Source organism: Drancourtella massiliensis (genome assembly GCF_016900655.1).
GTDB classification, from domain to species: Bacteria; Bacillota; Clostridia; order Lachnospirales; family Lachnospiraceae; genus Sellimonas; species Sellimonas catena.
Genome location: NZ_JACJKH010000126.1, coordinates 1 through 299, shown reverse-complemented (window position 1 = coordinate 299; position 299 = coordinate 1). Strand labels below are relative to the sequence as shown.

The 299-nt window shown below is 50.2% G+C and carries 1 rRNA gene; it reads right to left on the bottom strand.

Annotated features, from left to right (window positions below):
• Positions 1 to 299: ribosomal RNA gene (locus H6A32_RS16040) — 23S ribosomal RNA — on the bottom strand; the annotation flags it as partial.

Here is a 299-nt window from a genome sequence, read left to right as displayed (position 1 = left end):
ATTGCCTTTTACGGCAACTTCAACCTGGACATGGATAGATCACCCGGTTTCGGGTCTACTCTGACAGACTATGACCGCCCTCTTAAGACTTGGTTTCCCTTCGGCTCCGGACCTTTAGTCCTTAACCTCGCCTGCCAGCGTAACTCGCCGGACCGTTCTACAAAAAGTACGCGGTTGAACATTTTTCGTTCTTCCACAGCTTGTAAACACAGGGTTTCAGGTTCTCTTTCACTCCCCTCACGGGGTCCTTTTCACCTTTCCTTCACAGTACCTGTCTCTTATACACATCTCCGAGCCCA